Annotated in this window: 20 protein-coding genes; 14 read left to right on the plus strand and 6 right to left on the minus strand. The window is 62.8% G+C overall.

The annotated features are described in order from the left end of the window. Positions 1-4: 4 nt before the first annotated feature. The gene (locus IPF49_04550) at positions 5-460 is read left to right on the plus strand and encodes a nuclear transport factor 2 family protein (protein ID MBK6286909.1); all 456 of its coding nucleotides are present in this window, start codon (positions 5-7) and stop codon (positions 458-460) included. Between the two features lie 108 nt (positions 461-568). On the opposite strand, the gene IPF49_04555 is transcribed toward IPF49_04550, so the two are convergent. Next, the gene (locus tag IPF49_04555; GenBank protein MBK6286910.1) at positions 569-2,026 is read right to left on the minus strand and encodes a wax ester/triacylglycerol synthase family O-acyltransferase; all 1,458 of its coding nucleotides are present in this window, start codon (positions 2,024-2,026) and stop codon (positions 569-571) included. 428 nt (positions 2,027-2,454) lie between these two features. Between IPF49_04555 and IPF49_04560 the strand changes: the two genes are divergently transcribed. Further along, on the plus strand, positions 2,455-3,186 hold the full coding sequence (locus tag IPF49_04560) for an EthD domain-containing protein (GenBank protein ID MBK6286911.1): 732 nt from the start codon (positions 2,455-2,457) through the stop codon (positions 3,184-3,186). A 460-nt stretch (positions 3,187-3,646) separates the two neighbouring features. Here IPF49_04560 and IPF49_04565 read toward each other — a convergent pair whose 3' ends face one another. Together IPF49_04565 and IPF49_04570 are read right to left on the minus strand one after the other, a co-directional pair. Then, positions 3,647-4,822: a hypothetical protein gene (locus IPF49_04565; GenBank protein MBK6286912.1), complete on the minus strand. Its 1,176-nt coding sequence runs from the start codon at positions 4,820-4,822 to the stop codon at positions 3,647-3,649. A gap of 303 nt (positions 4,823-5,125) precedes the next feature. Further along, positions 5,126-5,932: an enoyl-CoA hydratase/isomerase family protein gene (locus IPF49_04570; GenBank protein MBK6286913.1), complete on the minus strand. Its 807-nt coding sequence runs from the start codon at positions 5,930-5,932 to the stop codon at positions 5,126-5,128. A gap of 298 nt (positions 5,933-6,230) precedes the next feature. On the opposite strand from IPF49_04570, the gene IPF49_04575 reads away from it, so the two are divergent. After that, the gene (locus IPF49_04575) at positions 6,231-7,541 is read left to right on the plus strand and encodes a serine hydrolase (protein ID MBK6286914.1); all 1,311 of its coding nucleotides are present in this window, start codon (positions 6,231-6,233) and stop codon (positions 7,539-7,541) included. 55 nt (positions 7,542-7,596) lie between these two features. On the opposite strand, the gene IPF49_04580 is transcribed toward IPF49_04575, so the two are convergent. From IPF49_04580 to IPF49_04590, 3 genes are all read right to left on the minus strand, one after another. Further along, positions 7,597-8,724: a succinylglutamate desuccinylase/aspartoacylase family protein gene (locus tag IPF49_04580; protein ID MBK6286915.1), complete on the minus strand. Its 1,128-nt coding sequence runs from the start codon at positions 8,722-8,724 to the stop codon at positions 7,597-7,599. Between the two features lie 110 nt (positions 8,725-8,834). After that, entirely contained in the window at positions 8,835-10,388 is a 1,554-nt protein-coding gene (locus IPF49_04585) for a hypothetical protein (protein ID MBK6286916.1), read from the minus strand. A gap of 175 nt (positions 10,389-10,563) precedes the next feature. After that, a complete protein-coding gene (locus tag IPF49_04590) occupies positions 10,564-11,253 on the minus strand; it encodes a DUF3313 domain-containing protein (GenBank protein ID MBK6286917.1) in 690 nt (229 codons plus the stop codon). A 193-nt stretch (positions 11,254-11,446) separates the two neighbouring features. Between IPF49_04590 and IPF49_04595 the strand changes: the two genes are divergently transcribed. The 11 genes from IPF49_04595 to IPF49_04645 all read left to right on the plus strand — a co-directional run bounded on the left by IPF49_04595 (position 11,447) and on the right by IPF49_04645 (position 20,496). After that, positions 11,447-11,878: a YeeE/YedE family protein gene (locus IPF49_04595; GenBank protein MBK6286918.1), complete on the plus strand. Its 432-nt coding sequence runs from the start codon at positions 11,447-11,449 to the stop codon at positions 11,876-11,878. Positions 11,879-11,907: 29 nt separating this feature from the next. Further along, positions 11,908-12,333 carry a YeeE/YedE family protein gene (locus IPF49_04600; protein ID MBK6286919.1) on the plus strand — a complete coding sequence of 142 codons (426 nt, stop codon included), beginning with the start codon at positions 11,908-11,910 and terminating at the stop codon, positions 12,331-12,333. A gap of 114 nt (positions 12,334-12,447) precedes the next feature. Next, positions 12,448-13,845 (plus strand): asparagine--tRNA ligase, encoded by a 1,398-nt coding sequence (gene asnS / locus IPF49_04605; GenBank protein ID MBK6286920.1) that lies wholly within the window; start codon positions 12,448-12,450, stop codon positions 13,843-13,845. Positions 13,846-13,891: 46 nt separating this feature from the next. Next, positions 13,892-14,683, plus strand: a complete 792-nt coding sequence (gene pxpB / locus IPF49_04610; GenBank protein ID MBK6286921.1) for a 5-oxoprolinase subunit PxpB — start codon at positions 13,892-13,894, stop codon at positions 14,681-14,683. Further along, positions 14,680-15,645, plus strand: a complete 966-nt coding sequence (locus IPF49_04615; protein ID MBK6286922.1) for a biotin-dependent carboxyltransferase family protein — start codon at positions 14,680-14,682, stop codon at positions 15,643-15,645. The genes pxpB and IPF49_04615 overlap by 4 nt, the downstream gene beginning before the upstream one ends. Next, positions 15,642-16,406, plus strand: coding sequence for a LamB/YcsF family protein (locus IPF49_04620; GenBank protein MBK6286923.1), 765 nt, complete (start codon positions 15,642-15,644; stop codon positions 16,404-16,406). The genes IPF49_04615 and IPF49_04620 overlap by 4 nt, the downstream gene beginning before the upstream one ends. Positions 16,407-16,581: 175 nt before the next feature. Beyond that, positions 16,582-17,541: a Rieske 2Fe-2S domain-containing protein gene (locus tag IPF49_04625; protein ID MBK6286924.1), complete on the plus strand. Its 960-nt coding sequence runs from the start codon at positions 16,582-16,584 to the stop codon at positions 17,539-17,541. Positions 17,542-17,606: 65 nt separating this feature from the next. Beyond that, entirely contained in the window at positions 17,607-18,854 is a 1,248-nt protein-coding gene (locus IPF49_04630; protein MBK6286925.1) for a hypothetical protein, read from the plus strand. A 1-nt stretch (position 18,855) separates the two neighbouring features. Further along, positions 18,856-19,281, plus strand: coding sequence for an OB-fold domain-containing protein (locus tag IPF49_04635; GenBank protein ID MBK6286926.1), 426 nt, complete (start codon positions 18,856-18,858; stop codon positions 19,279-19,281). A gap of 234 nt (positions 19,282-19,515) precedes the next feature. Continuing rightward, complete coding sequence (locus IPF49_04640) at positions 19,516-19,809, plus strand: hypothetical protein (protein ID MBK6286927.1); 294 nt, start codon at positions 19,516-19,518, stop codon at positions 19,807-19,809. A 174-nt stretch (positions 19,810-19,983) separates the two neighbouring features. Continuing rightward, the gene (locus IPF49_04645) at positions 19,984-20,496 is read left to right on the plus strand and encodes a methylamine utilization protein MauE (GenBank protein MBK6286928.1); all 513 of its coding nucleotides are present in this window, start codon (positions 19,984-19,986) and stop codon (positions 20,494-20,496) included. The last annotated feature ends 6 nt before the right edge of the window (positions 20,497-20,502 follow it).

The following is a 20,502-nucleotide window of genomic DNA, read 5'->3' on the forward strand; positions in this document are numbered from 1 at the left end:
TTATATGATCGACCTGGAAACGCTGATCGCCGAGCGCGAAATCGCTCGTGCGCTCGCCGGCTTCGCCCGTGCGATGGACGAACGGAACTGGGCTGGCATTGCCGAGATCATGATCGCCGGGGCCAGCGCCGATATCGGTACCGGTCCATTGGCCAGCCGCGACGACATTGTCGCCAACATGCGCTCCTTCCTCGACGATTGCGGGCCGACGCAGCATCTGCTCGGCAATCTGGTGATTGATGTCGATGGCGATGAGGCATTGAGCCGCTGCTATGTCAGCGACATGCACCTTGGGCTGGGCGACAAGGCCAGGCTGAGCTTTTCAACGCTGGGCGAATATCACGACAATTGGCGCAAGATCGGCGGGCGCTGGTGGATGGTCCGGCGCCGCAAACTGAACCGTGCCCATATCGGTGACATCAGCGTGCTTGGGGCCGGGCCGGACAACTGGAGCGGTTGAGCGCCCGCTCTTGTCCGCCAAACGCAAAGCGTCGGCAGCTTATTACCGCCGACGCTTTTTGCTTTTCCGGTGCTGCCGTGCGATCAGCCATATTGCCTGACGATCTCTTCAGGCACCGGCTTTTGCATTTTTCGGGCGGGGTTTGGTCTTCTTGCGAATCGCAGCCTTGCCGGTGCTGCGTGGCTGCGGCTTCGAGCTTGCTTCGAGTTCCGCCAGTGAATCCTCCAGATACTGCAGTATGCGCTGCATATGGGGCACGGTCTTGCGACAGGCGACCAATCCGAAGTCGACCAGATCATGGCGACTGATCACGGTTATGTTGAGGGCGCCGCCATCGATGATCAGCGAAAGCGGATACAGGCCGCTGAGCCTGGCGCCCTGCCAGAACATATGCTGTCGCGGTCCAGGCACGTGCGAGACGATCACATTGGCGAGGTTTTTGTCGGGGTTGCGTCCCAGCAAACCGCTCAGTGCGCCAGGCATCATCATGGTGGCCGCGTAGGCCGTCAACTGGCCGGGAGACAGCTTCTTGATGCGCTCCTTGTTGTATTGCATACAGTTCTTGATCGCGACGAGGCGCTCGATCGGGTCTTCGACGTTGGTCGCCAGATGCGCCAGCGTGAAAGCAATCTCGTTGCCTGCCGCGTCACTGCGCCGGCGCCGGACCGATACGGGTACGCCGGCGATCAGGGGAGCATCCGGCAGGGTGTCGACCTCCGCGAGATAGCGACGCAGGGCACCGCCGCACATGGCCAGAATGACATCGTTACTGGTCGCCTCGTGGGCTTTGGCGACGGCCTTGATGCGTGGCGTCGAGTAGGACTGCGCCGCAAACCGTCGCGTACCCGTAACCGGCTCGTTGAACAGGCAGCGAGGCGCCTGGCCGCCAATTACCAGGTTTGGATTGGCGGCCCGGTAATCGTCGATGCTGCTGCGTAGTTCGCGCAGCAAGGGCATGACCGACTTCACGCCTTCGCGAGTCAGCGAACGCAATGCGGCAATGCCGCCGACCGCCGGCGTCGGTACGGGCAGCGGTTGCGCGTTGTCGGACTTCATCGTCTCGACTTCCCAAAAGGCAGGCAGGTGCAGGGAATCCTCGACGTTCGTCGCCATGCATTTCACCAGCAAGCGGATCCCGGCAACGCCATCGACTACCGCGTGGTGGATTTTCAGGTAAACCGCGATTCGACCGTCCTCGAGACCTTCGATCAGGTAGATGCGCCACAAGGGGTACGCGCGATCGAGGTGGCCTCCGTGGAGACGCGAAACCATGGAAAGCAGTTCACGGACACGACCAGGTTCGGGCAACGCCAGATGCACGAAGTGGTGTGCAAGGTCGAAATCGCTGTCTTCACGCCAGTAATGCAGGCCATTGCGGCGAACCAGGCGCCAATTGAAGGGTGGGGCGGCCTTGGTGGACTGGCGCAATTTTTCCGCGAGCCGGGTCGCGAAATCCCCGGGAGCGCCGGCGGGTGGCTCGAACAGCATGAGCATGCCCACGTGCAGCGGTTGCCTGCGGCTCTCCAGCCGCAAAAAGGTGTCGTCCATCATGCCGAGCTTTTTCATGGCGATTGCATCCCTCGACCTTGTCAGCGGTTTCGTGTCTTGCAGGATACCAGCCGAATGCCGGCTCCTGCGACTGCCCGGGCATCTCGTCGCATCCAACGGTAACAGTTCGAGGCGGATCGAGCGCAAGAGTTCCAGGTGATCGCGCGGTGCACCCCGTGCGCGATCACGTGACGCGCAATACGATCTGCAGCATTTGCGTTCACTGCCGCATAGGCAGACAGATACTCGACCGCGACAAGCGCACCTTGAATTCGTCGGATCCGGTTCTCCGCGGTGATGCTGCCGGACGGCTCGCCCACCCGCATCGATTCGTCGGATGCCTGCACGTTCGATGCGGGAGTGCCTCAGCAACAGCCTCAGGGCATAATGGGGTCCGGACGATGTCGAAGTTCTGGATTTTTGACTGCTGAAAAAGGGAGAAGCCATTGGACAAGGTAATCTATGCGGTTTGGCGCAAGGATGGCACCAGCCGGGAAGAGTTCAACCGAATCTTGAGGGAAGAGGCCGCACCGAAGATTGCCGCACTCGATAATGTGCGCGGGCTAAGGCTCAATCTTCAAGACGCGCATGTCGTCCGGGCCGAGCCGCTACGCCAGACGGCCACGGATCCGCAGATCGATGCCGGCGTTCAGGTGTGGATGGATGTCAGCCACGACGCTTTCCGCAAGCCGATCGACGATATTCTTGCCGGCATTTCGAAGAACATCGGTGCATGGCAGGTGACGGAATCCGCCATCATTCCCAACAGCAAGCACCCCCCATGCGCGGGCGAGCGCACCGCAGGCTGGTCGCAGTTCTGCTATCTTCAGAAGCCCGAACGCCTGAGCTACGACGAGTGGCGTGACCATTGGCAGAATAGCCATACGCGGGTGGGGATCGATACCCAGTCCAATTTCGAATATCGCCAGCATCTGGTGGTTCGCGCTCTTGTCCCCGGCCCCAACGACTATGTGGCCATGGTGGAGGAATGCTTCCCCGCCGATGCAATGGACCATCCGGAAGTATTCTTCGACGCTGCGGGCGACCCGAAAAAGTTCGAAGACAATGTCAGAATAATGATGAAAAGTTGCGAAGGCTTTATCGACATGGGCGATCCGCAGACGATCGACGTGCTGCCGACCAGCCAATATGAGATCAAAAGGCCGGTCTGGAAGTAAATTTCCGATCTGAATGAATGGCCTGCCGGAAAGCGTCCGGCATACGGCTCGGCCAAGATCATTGGCGATGCCAAACCGGTAGCGCCCAATGATACGGGCGAAGGCCCGGAGCAGAATCGCCGCGTTGCCGCAGTCATGCTGCCCGCCGGATAACGATTCGAGAAGCCCTGCCAGCCCCGTTCGGCGTGGATCACCCGTCCACCGGAACGGGTGCTCCGGCGTATCACCCGCGCAAACGAGTACCGTGCGAGGCGGATTTGCTGGCAAATGAGGTGGTGTCAGCACTGCTACCAGCATGGCAACCGGCAAGTTCTCCGATGTAGGGATCGAAAACCACTACCTGCGGAGCAGCTCCGGAAATTTGCCGTGACGAGATCGAACGGATTGGGGATAGCAATCCTTTCATACTGCAGAAGGGCGATTTTTCATGCGAAGGCAAGATTCGGGTGGGCGTTGACGGTCAAGGGCAAAAGCGCTGCGATGAATTTCCATACGTGGCAGCCAGAATGCGCTTGCGCTCTTCATCGCTGGCCAAGCCGTCAGTCATCATTGCGGTTGCGGCGGATTCCATCCTTTGTCTTAGATCGGCTCTGTTCCATCGTATATCCTCGATGCTGCACATCGCGGCAGCCAGTTTTTTCAGTTCGTGCTCGACGTTTCGCGGCAGCGGATCTTTCAGAATGATCAGATCCCGATCGTCGATGGGTCGATATGCGAAAAGAGGACCTTGCTGGTCCGGCAGGTATCGTTTCATTACCCGCTCGTTCGCTTGCACAAACGAGGCCCGTGCCATACTGACAATATCGGCGGGTAACAGGTTGTAACTCATTTTGGTTGCACCGGGTATCAATGTGGCTATCCGTGCAAACTCCTGGTGAAAGGCAGCGCCGGATACCATGCCGTTCAAGCTTTGTTTGAGCGCCACCATTGCCGGACTCAATCCTGAATTGGTATCCCGCGCCGGAAACTCGAAACCGGTCAGATCATTTGTACCGAGTGCGTCGAGAAAGTCCGCCCCGATGTCGTTGCGGATCAGGCGTGCCCGGTCATAAACCCGGACAGATATCTGCTCGCGGCCTGTTACCATTTCCTGCGTATCGAAATACTGGTCGTAGAAGCCACGACTCTTTGGGCCAAGCTTGAACGCGGGATTTCCTCGGATTTCCCCGCCCTTTATGGCTTGCACGTAGGCTGAAACCACGTCTTCCATCTGCTCCCGGATATAGGTGACAAGTCTTAGCTGGAGGTTCGTCCGAGCCAAGCCGGTGAGCAGTTGCCGGTACTCGTCCGGTGACCAGAGAAAAAAATACTCGCTGGACAGAATGAGACTTTCCGCTGGTGACTGGTTCAACGCCCATCGAACCTGATCGACATGGTTTCGACGTTCCTCACGCAGTTGGGACCACCTTCCATGCACGTCATGCGCGACGGGTAACAAGCTCTTCGCGAGTCTTACCGCGTTCCCGGACGTAGTATGTCCCCCGGCAGCTTTTGAAATATTTTTTGGATCGCCAAGCGTGGGGTAATCGAAGCCCGCTTCGAGCAGGCGCTCACGATTGAGTGCAAGGAATGTCTGCAGCGCCGATGTTCCCGTTTTCGGGTAGCCGGCGTGGATTATCAATTCCTTGACGGACATGTCATGAACTCCGGGATAGCGCGCGCCCCGCAAACTGATTGCGCCCGGACACCTGCGGACTCGTCTGCCCGCAATCCCGACACGTGTGTTGCCATGCTGTTTTCCCGAACTACGGACGAGTGGAAATCTGTAAAAGTGCAATATGATCAGTTGTGTTCATCGCGTCAACGATTGACCTTCAATGGGCCAGCGCCCGCACACCACGGCGAACTCGGCGCGATTTCCGGACATCAGCGCCTCCGCGTCTCCCGCGCACCGTCCCGCCGCGCGCTGGCGCGCCGGAACACGGATGCGCCAACGGATTCATTCTCCCGTGAATTGTGGCTCGCGCTTTTCCTTGAACGCGCGCGGCCCCTCGCGCGCATCGTGCGTCATCATGACTTTGGCGGACTCCTGCGCTTCGCGCGTGAACGCATCGCTCCACGACTCGGTGTGACTCTCGAGCGCGGTACGCTTGATGGCGGCAAGTGCGAGCGGGGCGTTCGCCGCGATGCGCGCGGCGAGTGCCTCGGTGCGTGCGATCAGTTCGTGCGGTGCGACGACTTCGCTGACGAGGCCCCAGGCGAGCGCGGTCTGTGCGTCGATGGGCTCGCCGGTCAGCAGCAGGCGCATCGCGTGCGCGTAGGGGATCTGGCGCATCAGCCGTACCATCGAACCGCCGCCGGGCACGATGCCGACCTTCGGCTCCGGCAGGCCGAACTGCGCATGGCTCGCGGCGATACGCACGTCGGTTGCCTGCAGCAATTCGCAACCGCCACCCAGCGCGCGGCCGTTGATGGCAGCAATCACGGGTTTGTAGAGCGGTTCGCCCTTCAGCAGCATCCTGTCGCTGATCGCGGGGTCGGCCAGCAGGCGCTCCTCGACCGCATTTTCCGGCTTGCGCGTGCCGGTCCACAGCGGTATCAGTCCACCCAGATCGCCGCCGCAGCAAAAGTCGCGCTCGCCCGCGCCGGTGAGCACCGCGACGCGGATATCGCTGTTGTCGCGCACCTCCTGCCAAGTGTCGGCGAGGGTGACGAAGGCCGCGGGGCTCAGTGTGTTGCGTGCCTCGGGCCGGTTGATCGTGATCCATGCGACCGCGCCGCGGCATTCGAACAGGATGTCGCTCATGGGGAGAATCCTCGCATTGATCGGGTGTCGGCGCCGGGCGCCAGCGCGATTGCGGCGCGAAGGAGCGGCGCCCGTCGGGGCGCATGCCCACGGAAGCATCCTTCACCTGGCCGTCGCGCATTGTAAGCACAGTCGGGACGCGGGCAACCCGGTACCGCTCGCACGGTACATGAAAGAGTGTTCACGTCCTGATTGACTTGTATCCGGGTCATTGGCAATGTTCAGACGCCAGATACGGGGGGGGCCGGCGTCGCCGACCCGGGCTGAGGCCCGATGGCAGGAAACGGCGAGGCATGAAATGAAGCAGCTGCAGACGATTTTTTCCGCCATGGTGTTCACCGGCGTGAGCCTGGCCATGACGGCGACCGGGGCGGGTGCGGGCGAACCCGGCCTGATGCAGGGCTTTCCGCCGGCGCCGGAGCAACAGGTGTTGCGCACGAACTTCATGGTTCCGCCGAACAACCGCTGGGCCTTCCAGCACATCCGCGAGTTGCAGCCCACGCGCGAGGTCTGGCGCGGCGATGGCCCCGTCTCGAAGCTGTCTGAAACAGCGGCGGATCTCGGCAAGATAACGGCAGCGGTGCGCGATGGGCGGATCATCAGCCTCGACCAGCTGCTCGAGGAGTCGCACACCGACGCGTTCCTGATCCTGCACCACGGCAAGCTCGTGTTCGAGCGCTATATGAACGGCCAGCAGCGCCATACCCAGCACCAGATGTTTTCGGCCACCAAGTCCTTTGTCGGCACGCTGATGCTGTTGCTGATCGAGCAGGGGCGAGTCGATCCGGCACGGACCGTTGCCTCCTACGTGCCGGAGCTCGAGGACAGCGGCTTTGGCGACGCCACGGTGCAGCAGGTGCTCGACATGACCAGCGCCATCGCGTACTCGGAAGTCTACGACGATCCGAACTCCGATATCTGGCGCTATGGCTGGGTATTCGGCCTGTGGGGCGCGCCACCGGCCGGCTACGACGGACCGCTGACGGTTTACGGTTACCTGCCCACGCTGAAGAAACAGGGCGAGCACGGACACGGATTCCATTACGTGACGCCGAACACCGATGTGCTCGGCTGGATCATCCGGCGGGTAACCGGCAAGTCGGTGGACCACAACATCGAGGAAGTGCTGTGGCAACCGCTCGGCGCCGAGCGTGACGGTTACATCTGGCTCGATGCCGGTGGCACCGAGATGGCCGGCGGCGGGCTGAACATCACGGCGCGCGATGCGGCGCGCTTTGGCCAGATGATCCTGCAGGGCGGCAAATTCAACGGCCGGCAGATCCTGCCTGCCGCGGTGACTACGCGAATCCTGCAGCACAAGGGCGATCCGGAGGTGTTCACGCGCATCTACAGCCAGTTCGAGGGCACCGAGTGGTACGGCACGATCGCTTACGCGTACCACGACCAGTGGTGGACCTTCAACAACGCGCACAAGGCAGTCAGTGCGATCGGCGTGCACGGCCAGTACATCTACCTGGATCCGGTTGCGAATATGGTAGTGGTCAAGCAATCCTCGAGCCCGGACGCCGAAGGTGGCGCCAACGAGTCGAACGACACCGACGGTCCGCTGCTCTATCAGGCGCTCGCCGAGCAGCTGATGAAGCGCTAGAGTTCAGCAGTCCCCGGGGCGTTGCACGACACGGCACGCGCCAGTGCCGATAACCTCAGTCCGGTTGGGCCTGTTCTCCGGATAGCTCCCCGAGATGGAACAGCCCATATCCTGAAAGCACCACCTGCGGCAGCGCCATGCCGACCACCACGCCCGGCTTGTCGGCGCGGATTTCGTTTGATGCGTCGGTAAAGGGATCCGTAACCGTCGCGAGCAATTGGCCACTGCTGACCGTATCGCCGAGCTTGGCTACCGGTAGATAGACACCACCCTGGCCGCGCGGCACGCGGACCCAGTATGACTTGCTCAGCAGCTGCGCGGTGCCCGTCGATTGCTCCGATTTGAGCATGCCGAGATGGGTCATGACACCGAGCACGCCTTGTGTGCCGCGGACGATTTCCGCCTCCACGAATATGTTTGGCGGTCCTGATTCGTAGATGATGGCGGGGATGCCGATATCCATGGTCTCGCGGCGCAGGCTGCCTTGCGGACCGCTGCCCGGCACGATGATTCCCAGGCCGAAGCTGCGCGCCATTGCCAGCGCACCGGGGTTCGTGGTGTCGACGCGAATCTGTGCCAGGTTGGTGCGCAGGTTCGAACCCGTGTGCAGGTCGACCAGGTGGGTGCAGCCGCGGATCACGCCGGAAAACACGGCGTCGGCGAGGATCGCCGCCACACTTCCGTTGGGGCTGCCCGGAAAGTAGCGATTGAGATCGCGCCGATCCGGAAGGTAGCGGTTTGCAGTGCGGAAGCCCGAGGCATTGATCGCCGGCAGAACGATCAGCGTGCCAGCCAGCGCGTTCGGGTCAACGCTGGAGAACACCCGGCGCGCGATTTCGACACTGTTGACCTCGTCGCCGTGAATACCCGACGTGACGCACAATGTCGGACCCGGCACCGTACCGCGGCTCGCGAAGATGACGAAATCGATGAAGCTGCCCTCGAAGCTGCGTGCGCCGCTGAAGGAGAATTTTTTTCTGACGCCGGGTGCGATCATCTCGCGCGCAATCTCGACCGGTCCCCAGTCGGCGCGGGCGCAGTCCGCCGCTGCCAGCCAGAATGCCAGCAGCGATGTGATCAGGGCGCGCTGTCGGAGGCGCGCAGCCGACTGCCGCCCTCGCGGGTGCCGGTGCTTGAACAGGTCGACGAGTGGCGCAACGAAGCGTCCAGGGAGCCGGATCATAAGCAGGGAATCCATCAATTTCAGGGGTGGTCAAGGTGGGAGGATAAGTAGCACAAAAGGGCTGTCTGCCGAAAGCCCCGGTTGCGCAGCGCGTCAGGCCCCTGGGTTGCTCAGTGCGTAGTCACGATTTCCAGGCGTAGCGATTCCAGCTCGGGCGCGTCCGGTGCGACCGCTTGTGCGCGCTCGAGAAATACCGTGGCCAGATCGCGATCGCCGCGCTCGAGCGCGCTGCGGATCATGAGCCGATATTGCGTCACGATGTGCTGCAGTCCGGTGTGCGCCTGGGCGTTGTCGGGGTCAATGGCCAGTACCGCGAGGTAGTTGGCCCAGGCGCTGTCCTCGAACGGTGTCGTCAGGCGCCGCTCGCGCAGTGCCACTTCCGCGCGCTGCACCACGTAGCGCGCCTGCTGCGCCAGCCGTGCATCGACCACGACCGGCGGCGGTGTTTCCGCCGGCGCCACTTCCGCGCTGTCAGCCACGAGCGGCGGCGCGTCTGCCGCAACCGTTGCAGCCGCATCCTGCGCGACAACCGGCGGCGCGGTCGCAACCGGTTGCGCTGGCGCCGGCAGCGGTTCGGTCGAACTCGCAGCCGCTGGCTCGCTTGCAGCATCGTTCGTTGCCGCGCTCACGAGTGCGTCGAGCGCGGCGACATCGTATTGCTCGGAGGGCAATTGCACCGGGTCGGAAAACATCAACTTCAGTGCCGCTGCCACCAGCAGTGCACACACCACGGCGGCAGCTGCCAATCGCTTCGGGCTCGCTCCCGGTTGGGCAGGTTGGGTTGGGCGCTGCTCGCTGGAGGGGGGGGCAGCGGTGGTGTCGTCATCATCATCATCATCATCGCCGGCAATATCGCCGAGCTGGTCCGCCACCGTGGCGTGCGGCAGCTTCAAGCCTCCGGCCTTGAAGCGCGCAATCAGGCGCGAAACCTCCTCGATCTCCGGAACCTTGTCTTCGACGGCCTCGGGAATGCTGTCGTTGCGCGGCGCTCGGATCCTGGCCTCACGCCCCAAACTGCCTGGCGGCAGCTGCAAGGCAGCGCCGTTCCCGGCATGGCGTGAGCTGGTCTTGCTTCCTGGCCCACTCAGCCCGGCACGCAACGTCGGCAGGCGAGCAACCACGACATGCTCGAAAGCGCCGAGCAGCAACTGGAGATGCTCGTGCTCGATATGCAGTTCGCCGCAGCAGCGCACGAACGACTCCACGCTCCGGCGTGCGGTCAGCGCCTGGGCGGGCAGGGTCGGATTGCCGCTGTCCCGGGTTTCGGCGTCGTGCTCATCCGCACGCTTCAGAATCATTTGCAATGTGTCGGCAAGCTCGCCCTCGAGCACGCTCGAATGCAGCGACGCAAACGGGACGACTACCGCGCCTGGGGCCGGCGCCTCGAGCAGGCGGCGGATATCGGCGCGGAACGCGGCGCTGATTGCCACCTGGCGCGCACGCAGTTCACGCACTGCCTCGATGCAGCGTCGGTGTGCGGCCTCCGGGGCTGCGCAGGCGGTGTAAAACAGGGCGTCAAGACAGTCATTGAATACCTCGGTGACTGCCGCGTCCATGGCGGTGCAGACCCGGTCGGTGACATGGGGTACAGGCACAGCGGACACCGGGTCGCGCAAGGCGCTCTCCGGGGCGATATTCTGCAAGCGCGGATCTGGGTGCATCATGCTGTTTAGCAAGATCCGGGCACAAAAACATTTTATCCAGGGAAAACATCGAGATATCTCCGCTGCCGGTATGACTCAGAGGCCCCGATAGTTAAATATCTCGACACTACTGTGCCGAGCGCTCGCGCCCCTCTTCGATGTTCACACCGCCTGCGTGCCGTGACACGCCTTGGCCTCAATCATTGCTTTGCGCCTGGTCTGCCCCCGACGCACGCGCCCTGTCCAGCGCGGCACGTGCGAGCGCTGCCCACTTGCGCAACATTTTTTCCGCTTCGGTGCGGTTGGTCAGCGATGTTTGCCAGGTCATCCGGCCCATGTCGCGGGCTTCCTCGCGGTCAGCCGCTCGCGCCAGGATCTCGCCGCTCGCGCCATCGAACAGCTCGATGTAGAGCGTCATCGCGCCGGCGCTGGTGGCGAAGCTGCGGCTCCTGCCGGCAGTCATCACATCGGGTGCGGTGATATCGAGGTCGATTATGGCGGGGCGCAGGATCAGTACATCGTCGCCGCCTTCGGTGACGATTTCATAACCGCCCTTGTCTTGCAGTTCCTCGACAAAGATCTTGCGGAACTCCTCGGCGAGATTTTTCTTGATCCGCTCCATATCCGCGCTGCCGATGCGCAAACCACTGCTATTCTGGTCGCGCTGCCAGTTCTTGCGAAACGCGACATGACAGTCGAGCAGCGCCACGCGTTTGTAGGACGAAAGGTCTGCACCGGGTCGGGTGTAGAGCATCTGGGCATTCGGGCTTTTCACCCGTTCCAGCCCATCGTAGCTGGTCTCGGCGGGCTCGCCGCCCGATGCCGCACCCGACAACAGGCACAGGAGCAAGGTCGTGGCGCAAATGCGTGGAATGCCGAAGTGCATAAATACCTCCCCAGGTCACATGGTGTTCAGCCACAGGATATCCGGTATCCATGCGGGTGCGCCAAGGCTTTTTCGCGCACGGCCTCTACCCGACCGGTACGCACCGTGCCTGCCGCCGCGCACAGCGGCACCCGCGCAACCCGGACGCGGCAAAAGTATACTGTCGCCCGTTGTGCACCCGAGGAGGCTCGCAATGAGCATCGACTGGAATCATTTCACCCCGTGGGCCTCGTTGTCCGGGGGTATCCTGCTGGGACTGGCGGCCGCGTTCTTTATCCTGGTGAACGGCCGCGTGCTGGGCATCAGCGGCATTCTTGGCGGAGTGCTGCGTCCGAGCCCGGCAGATGTGGGATGGCGCCTGGCGTTTTTGCTCGGGCTATTGGCCGCGCCGCTGGTGTACCCGCTGGTGGCCACCGCACCCGAGGTGCGCATCGATGCGGGCTGGATCACGCTGGTGGTTGCCGGGATGCTGGTCGGCGCCGGTACGCGTTACGGGTCGGGTTGCACCAGCGGACATGGTGTATGCGGGTTGTCACGACTGTCGCCACGCTCGCTGGTGGCCACGCTTGCATTCATGGGCGCGGGATTTGTCACCGTCTACCTGGTGCGTCACGCGCTCGGCTGATCACCGGATTTGCAGCAGGGGAGTCTTCCATGCAACGTGTTTCCGAATTCCTGGTCGGTTTGCTGTTTGGCATCGGCCTTGTTCTTTCCGGCATGACCGATCCTGGCAAGGTGCTCGGATTCCTCGACCTGGCGGGCGACTGGGATCCGTCGCTGGCCCTGGTGATGGGTGGCGCCATCATGGTCGGCGTGTTCGCATTCGCGGTTGCGAAGAAGCGCACCACGACCTTTCTCGGTGGTGCATTGCATCTGCCGACCGCCAGCGACATCGACCCGCCGTTGATCGTCGGCAGCCTGGTGTTCGGCATCGGCTGGGGCCTGGCGGGTTTCTGCCCCGGCCCGGCACTGGTATCGCTGGGTGCCGGGCAGCCGAAGGCGCTGGTCTTCGTGGCGGCAATGATCGCGGGAATGATGCTGTTCGACCGGGGCCGGCGGTGGCAGCCCGGCCGGTCGTGAATTGGCGCTTCATTGCACACGCATCGCGTCGAGCCGCGAATGCCGATGGCGCAGCCCGGCTGCGGTTGCCGGCAATAACCTGATCTGGCGCGTTGCGATCCCGGAGGCTGATGCATGAAAACCTGTTCCGTCGTTGCGCTGCTGGGCGGCACCGTTCCCGTTGGCGAAGTCGTGCGGGTCAATGGCTGGGTTCGTTCCAAGCGTGATTCGAAGGCCGGCATTTCGTTTGTCGAAATCCACGACGGCAGCTGTTTTCATTCGATACAGGCAGTGGTCCCGGACAGTCTTGGCAACTACCGGAGCGAGGTGCTGCAGATCGGCACCGGATGCTCGGTTTGCGTCACCGGTGTGCTGGCAGCTTCCGAGGGCAAGGGGCAGGCGGTTGAAATACAGGCGAGCGAAGTCGCCGTGCTCGGATGGGTGGAAGACCCCGAGTCCTATCCGATCGCCAAGAAACGGCACAGCTTCGAATACCTGCGGACGGTGGCGCATCTGCGGCCACGCACCAACACCTTTGGCGCAGTCACCCGGGTACGCACCACGCTTGCAAATGCGATCCACAATTATTTCTACCAGCGCGGTTTTCACTGGATCAACACTCCGATCATCACCGCCAGCGATTGCGAAGGTGCCGGTCAGCTGTTTCGCGTCAGCACCCTGGACCTGGCGAATCTTCCCGTGGGGCAGGGCGGCAAGATCGATTTCAGCCAGGATTTCTTTGGCGCCGAGTCATTTCTGACGGTATCGGGGCAACTCAATGTCGAGGCCTACTGTCTGGCGATGAGCAAGGTCTACACTTTTGGCCCCACGTTCCGCGCCGAGAATTCCCACACCAGCCGTCACCTGGCCGAATTCTGGATGGTGGAGCCGGAGATCGCTTTTGCCGATCTCGCCGCCAACGCCGACCTCGCGGAGGATCTGCTGACCAGCGTGCTGCGGACCGTGATGGACAGGTGCGAGGACGACCTGGCGTTTTTCCAGCAGCGTATCGACAAGGACGTGCTCGACAGGCTGCGACTGGTGATCGACTCCAGATTCGAGCGCATGGAATATTCGGAGGCCGTCGCGATTCTCGCCAGCTGCAAGGAACGCTTCGAATATCCCGTGAAATGGGGGCTCGATCTGCAATCGGAGCACGAGCGCTACCTGACGGAAAAGCATGTCGGGCGGCCGGTGATCCTGATGAACTACCCGGCCGGGATCAAGGCGTTCTACATGCGTCTCAACGATGACGGAAAAACGGTGGCGGCGATGGATGTGCTGGCACCGGGAATCGGCGAGATCATCGGCGGCAGCCAGCGCGAGGAGCGGCTGGATGTGCTCGACCGGCGCATCGACAACGAAGCGATGAAGGAACAGTTGTGGTGGTACCGTGATCTACGCCGCTACGGTACCGTGCCGCATGCGGGTTTTGGCCTCGGGCTGGAGCGCTTGCTGCTCTACGCCACCGGGATGGAAAATATCCGCGATGCGATTGCCTTTCCGCGTACGCCGGGCAGCGCGCATTTCTGAGCGCGTGTTGCCTGGCGGGGCGCGCGTCATGCCATGGCGCGGCATGATGCCCCGTACGCTCCGGGCATCCGGCACGGCGCGCACCGTGGCGCTTGCACGGGAATTGCAAGCGGCGGGAATCGAATCGAGGCAAGTCGTGCATGCGCTAACCATCAGCGAGCTTGGTGACAGCACGATCGTGCTGTGTTTCGGCAACCGTATCGAGGCGGACGTCAACGCGCGGGTTCTCGCGGTGTTCGGGCAACTCGCCGCCGCCGCCTTGCCGGGTATCGTGGACCTGGTGCCCGCCTACAGCACGCTGACGGTTTTCTTCGACCCCGATGTCCGGGATGCCCGGTCGTTGGGCGCCGTGCTGCGGCGTATCGTCGAAGAAACGCGGTTGCCGCCTGCACCGTTGCGACGGATCGAACTGCCGGTTTGCTACGAGGGTGAATACGCGGTCGATCTCGAAGCGGTCTGCGAGCACAGCGGGCTGAGGCGCGAGGAGGTGGTGCAGCGCCATCGACAGGTCGATTATCGGGTGTGTTTCATCGGCTTTGCGCCGGGCTTTCCCTATCTCTCCGGGCTCGATGCGGCACTGCATATGCCGCGTCGTGCCACAGCACGGCTTGCGGTGCCGGCAGGATCGGTGGCTATCGGCGGCGCCCAGACCGGTGTTTATCCGGGCGTCACACCGGGTGGCTGGCACATCATCGGACGCACCCCGCTCGAGCTGTTCGACCCGGCGCGCGAGCCCATGTGCCTGCTGCGCGCAGGTGATTCCTTGCGTTTCGTGCCGATTGCTGCTGCCGATTTTGTCCGGCTGCGAAAGAGCAAGTCCGCGGCTTACAACCCATGATCCGGGTAATCGCAGCCGGCATCTGCAGCTCGCTGCAGGATCTCGGGCGCATTGGATGGCAAGCGCAGGGTATCGGTCCATCGGGTGCCATGGATGCCTGGGCCGCACGGGTCGCGAACGTGCTGCTCGACAACGACGAGAACGCCACGCTTCTCGAGATGTGTGTGAACGGCGCACAGCTGCAGGTCGAGCGTGCGAACTGGTTTGCACTCACCGGCGCCGATATGGATGCACGGATCGACGGGCAGGCGGTGCCGTTGTGCCGGCCGGTGTGGTTCGAGCAGGGTAGCAGGATCATGTTTTCGGCCGCGCGTCGCGGTTGCCGCGCTTACCTGGCGGTGCGGGGAGGCTTTGCCGCCGATCGCTGGCTGGGCAGCACCGCCACCGATATCCGTGCCCGGCGTGGCGGCATCGACGGGCGCGTGCTGCGGCGCGATGATCTGCTGCGCTATCAGCGCGTTGCACCCGTCGCAAGCCCGCGCCGCGTTACCTGGTCAACCTGTCTCGCGCTTCCTGCGGCGGATTCTCCTGTTGAACTCGCGCTGATTCCCGGCCCCGCGCTGATGCAACTCGAGGTCGCGGCACGACGGGTGTTCGAGGAGCGTGGTTTCACGGTGAGCAAGGATGCCGACCGGATGGGACTGCGTCTCGGGGAATCGTTGCCCTCTGCCGACCGCGTGCCCGCGATACTGTCGCAGGCGGTGATGTTCGGCGCGGTGCAATTGCCGCCCGATGGAAAGCCGATAATACTGGGCGCGGATCGCCAGACCACGGGCGGCTACCCGCTGCTTGGCGTGGTGGCCGGCGTCGATCATCGGGGAGTGGCGCAGTTGCGCAGTGGCGATTGCCTGCGGTTCAGGCTGCTGGATGTGGCGGGCGCGCAAAGCGCGTGGCGGCTGCGCGAGCAGCGGCTGCGACGATTCCGCCTGGCGGCCCAGGCATGGTGGCGAGGGTGTGCATGAGTAGTGTGATCGACCTCAATGCGGATATCGGAGAAAGCCATGGCGCATGGCGCATGGGCGATGATGCGGCCCTGGTACCACTGGTTTCCTCGGCGAATATTGCCTGCGGTTTTCATGCCGGCGATCCGCGGGTGATGGCCGACAGCGTGGCGCTGTGCCTGCGCCATGGCGTGAATATCGGTGCCCATCCCTCCCTGCCCGATCGCGAGGGCTTCGGGCGCCGGCACATGGATATCTCGCTCAGCGAGATCTACCAGGGCGTGCTCTACCAGGTTGGCGCGCTCGCGGGGTTTGTGCGCGCGCAGGGCGCGGTGCTGCGTCATGTGAAGCCGCATGGCGCGCTTTACAACAGGGCGGCAACGGATCGCGCGGTTGCCGATGCGATTGCGCGCGCGGTGCACGATTTCGATCCGCGGCTCGCCCTGGTCGGGCTTGCGCGATCGCAACTGATCGAAGCCGGGCGCGCTGCCGGTTTGCGCATGCTCGCCGAAGGGTTCGCCGATCGGCGTTATGGCGGCGCGGCGTTGCTGGTGCCGCGCGCTGATCCGCGGGCGCTGATCGCGGACATTGACGAGGCTGAACGACAGGCGTTGCGCATCTGCCTCGAAGGCCAGGTTGTCGGCATCGAGGGAACGGTACTCGCGCTCGATGTGGACACGTTGTGTATTCATGGTGACGAACCGAACGCACCCGCGTTTGCGGCCCGGCTGCGCGAGCGCCTGCTCGCCCGGGGCGTGAGGATCGGGGCGCGCCGCGAATGACGCCGGCAGGCGGCTGGCACCCTGCTGATCGATCGAGGCGTGATGGGAGCCGGGTTTGCCCGGCTGACGCACGATTCTGAATGCAACGTAATCCGGCGGGCGTTTACTCGGATCGTGCTGCTGCTATATAAGAACTGCATACCGGCCGTCGCGGCCAGAACCGGAGCATATTCCCATGACGCTGTTACCGACCACCGAACTGGAAGTGTGCGAGTCCAAGCGCAGTCGCAATCCACCGATCCCGATCGGCTGGTATGCGGTCGCGTGGAGCAAGGAGCTGCGCCGTGGCGAGGTGCGGCCATTGCATGCGTTCGCGCGCGAGCTGGTGCTCTATCGCACACGTTCCGGTCAGGCGGTGGTCCAGGATCCGTTTTGTCCGCACATGGGCGCGCATCTCGGGCACGAGGGCAAGGTGGTTGGCGAGACCATTGCCTGTCCGTTTCATGGCTGGCGTTATGACGCTGCGGGGATTTGCGTGGAAATTCCCTATTGCGAGGAAATTCCCGCGCGCGCGCTGCGCAGCTGGCATGTCAGGGAAGTCAACGAGATGGTGTTCGTGTGGTATCACCCCAAGGGCTACGAACCGGCGTGGCAGGTGCACGCTGTGCCCGAGATCGGCGCACCGGACTGGAGCGAACCGCGCCACATCGAGTTCGAGATCCCGGTCCATGTGCAGGATATGTGCGAGAACACCTGTGACCCGGTGCATTTCAAGTATGTACACAAGATGGTCAGCGTGCCGCCATCGGATATCAGCTTCGATGACGACGGGCGCGTGATGACCATGGTCACCGAAAACAAGGCCGCCGAGTTTCCCTGCGTGCTGACCGCGACGGTGCACAATATCGGCCTCGCGGAAGTCCGCCTGAGCTACGGTCCCGGCGCGGAAATGATCACCTATTCGAGCTCCCTGCCGATCGACGAGAACCGTACCCTGACACGCTGGTCGCTCACGGTGTCCAACAGCATCGTGGATATAACCGGCGATCAGCACATCAATGGCATCATTGCCGGTATCCAGCAGGACCTGCCGATCTGGCGCAACAAGGTACACAAGACCCAGCCGGTGTTCTGCAAGGCCGATACCGGGCTGGTGCAGTTCCGCAAGTGGGTGCGTCAATTCTATGTGAACTGAAAAAACCGGTTAGGCGTGCCGGACAGGAAATTCCCATCCCATCGTTTCATTGGCGGGAGATATCGATGGCGACACAGAGCATTGCATCGTTGCGGCAGCGAGCGGGCAGTTTCGACTGGGGACATGCGGTCGAAATCGCCGATATTCGCGGCGCGGTGGCGATCACCGGCGTGGGAGAGAGCGCCTACAGCGGAGCCTCGGGCAGGAGTGCGAAGGCGATGGCGCTGGAGGCGGTCGAGCGCTCGATTGCCGATGCCGGCCTCACACCCGCCGAAATCGACGGTCTGATGTCGACACGCAATGTGGCGGACCAGATAACCCCCGCGGATTTTCACGCGCATTTCGGCACCGCGCATGAGCTGTGGTACAGCGAGGAGGGTGGCGCGATGATCTGGGCCGCCACCTGTGTGGCGCCGGCGGCGGCCGCGCTGCGCGCGGGCAAGGCGCGTCATATCGTGAACGTGTTCGCGGTCGACTGGGCATCGCGCCGCGCGGCCGGCACCGGCACACCGGGCGACTGGCATGCCGGGGAGTCGATGAAAGCCTGTTTCGAGTTGCCCTACGGCTGGTATCCGCAACCGGTGTACATGGCGACGCAGGCTTGCCGGCATATGCATGATCATGGCACCACCGCCGGGCAATTGGGGGAGATTGCGGTGGCATTCAGGCGCCACGCCAACGGTCATCCGGACGCCGTGATGCGCTACAAGAAGCTGGCGATGGAGGACTATCTCGCCAGGCCGATGTTTGTTGACCCGCTGCGCATCGAGGATTGCTGTCTGGTCTCTGATGGAGGCGCGGCGTTCGTCATGAGCACGCCCGAGCGCTCGCGCGATATGCCTCATGTGCCGATAGTGGCCGAGGGCGTGGGTCACGGCATGATCGACACCACGCCTTATATCAGCCAGCAGAAAATCCTGACTGCCACGCCGCAGACGTTCTCCGCGCCGTGGGCTTTCGCGATGGCCGATATCACGCCGCGGGAGATCGATGTGCTGGCACTCTACGACTGCTTCTCGATTACCGCGCTGATGATGATCGAGGACATGGGCTTCTGCGCCAAGGGCGAAGGCGGTGCCTTTGTCTCGGGAGGGCGTCTGCATTTCGATCGCCCACGCGCCAACGGCGGCATTCCCTGCAATACCCATGGCGGTTTGATGTCGCATGCTTATGTGCTCGGCATTGCGCACGTGGTGGAACTGGTGCGCCAGTTGCGCGGCGAGGCAGCCAACCAGGTGCGTGATGCGCGGGTTGGCGTTTACGGTGGCTTCACGGCGGCGGATGCGTCCGCGCTCGTTTTGAGGAGAGCCTGAGATGACACCGTTCGGACCCGAGAGTGACGATCCGCTTGTCGAACCTTTCTGGCGCGCCGCGCGCGAGGATCGGCTGGTGCTGCCCTACGATCGCGACAAAGACGCCTGGTGCTGGTATCCACGGGCGGGAGCACAATTGCAATGGCGTGAAGTGGGAGGTGGCGCGACGCTGGTTGCCTGGTCTGTCGTGCGCGGCCCGGTAAATCCCCTGTTTGCGCAGCCCTATGCACCGGCACTGGTTACGCTGGATGCAGCACCGGGCGTTCGCCTGGTAACGCGCATTGTCGATTGCGTGTTCGAATCGCTGCGCTGTGACATGCCGCTCGAACTCTGCTTCCGCACCCTGAAACCGCGCGCCAGGGCGGAGTTCCGCGCACCGGTTTTCCGTCCGCGTGATGCTGCACTGCGCCCGGTGGCGAACGGTTGATCCCAATGTGTCGGCGAGATGGGCACTGCGCCGCAATGCGTTTTTTTGCTGCAGTGACAATCGCCCGCGGGAAAAAAATTCGCGCCGTCCTCGCCGCGCGATCGGTGCGGAAGATTATTTTTCCTGGTGCGTTTGCGGATGCCAAATATTTCCACACGCGTTGGTTTGAAATGTGCTATTTAAGTTAGGTGGAATCCGCGTGGATTCCCATCCATCAGCAACGGGAGATAACCGATGGCAGAGACGAAACCGGCGAAGAAGCCTGCAGCCAAGAAGGCGGCAGCCAAAAAACCTGCAGCCAAGAAAGCAGCGGCGAAGAAGCCTGCTGCGAAAAAGGCGGCGAAGAAACCTGCAGCGAAGAAAGCAGTGAAGAAGCCTGCAGCGAAGAAGGCGGCGGCAGCGAAGAAGCCTGCAGCGAAGAAAGCAGTGAAGAAGCCTGCAGCAAAAAAGGCAGCCGCGAAGAAGCCTGCAGCGAAGAAGGCCGCAAAGAAGCCCGCAGCAAAGAAAAAAGCAGCTGCGAAGAAGTAAATTCTTCGTCTCGGGAGCACATGGACGTGCCAGGCTGATTTTTTCTCCGTGCTCCGCGACATCGCATCGGAGCAGCTTGCCGCTGACGCGGCGCAACGGTCCCGGGAAGCGGCCGCAACCCACATCAAGAGCGCATCGAGTCGCGCTCAGGGTGCTCGTCTCCCCCCTGATTTCATGATCGGTTTCCTCGTCTCCACCGGCAGCGCCCTGTTTCTTGCCTGGGTGATGGTTATCGCGGGAGCGCGCAAACTTTGCGCTCCGCTTAATCATGCCGCGCATATCGATGCCTATGAACTGCTGCCCGATGCGAGCGGCAGGCTGCTGGTGGTTCCGCTCGCGCTTGCCGAGATTGCCGCGGGTTGCGCACTGGTGATCGGGAGCACCCGGGATGCCGGTGCGGCGCTTTCGCTGTTGTTGTTGCTGATCTACAGTGCGGCGATCGCGATCAACCTGTGGCGCGGGCGGGTCGATATCGACTGCGGCTGCGGCGTCGGGGTGCGGCTCAGCGCCTGGTTGCTGCTGCGCAACGCGATACTCATGTTTTGTGCGGCGGTTGTCTGCTGCATTCCCGCTGGTGATGGGGAACGGCCAATCTGGCCGGCGGTGCTGGTCTCGATCCTGCTGGCGCTGTCATACAATACGGGCGAGTTCCTGCTGCGGCGCGATGAGTTGCTGCGCGATGACTGAGCGAAC

This window comes from Gammaproteobacteria bacterium, assembly GCA_016705365.1.
GTDB lineage: Bacteria > Pseudomonadota > Gammaproteobacteria > Pseudomonadales > UBA5518 > UBA5518.